Origin of the sequence: Thauera sp. 63 (assembly GCF_000310165.2) — a bacterium.
GTDB lineage: Bacteria > Pseudomonadota > Gammaproteobacteria > Burkholderiales > Rhodocyclaceae > Thauera > Thauera humireducens.
This window is the reverse complement of the sequence record NZ_AMXC01000100.1, coordinates 1-209: the sequence shown is the minus strand read 5'-3', so window position 1 is coordinate 209 and position 209 is coordinate 1. Positions and strand designations below refer to the sequence as shown.

1 pseudogene is annotated in these 209 nt (G+C 67.0%); it reads left to right on the top strand.

What is annotated here, in order from left to right:
• Positions 1-209: pseudogene (locus C664_RS20130) on the top strand (rhodanese-like domain-containing protein); the annotation flags it as partial.

Sequence of the window (209 nt, the reverse complement as noted above, 5' to 3'; positions counted from 1 at the left end):
TACCGCAATCCGGACTTCGTCAATCAGGTGAAGCTGGAACTCGCCCGGCGCGGTCTGAGTGCCGATGCCGAGATCATCACCATGTGCCGTTCGGGCAGCGAGCGCGGCGAACCGAGCGCCGCCCTGCTGCGCGAGAGCGGCTTCCCCAACGCACGCTACGTCATCAACGGCTTTCAGGGCGACGCGATCAAGGACGGCCCGCAGGCCGG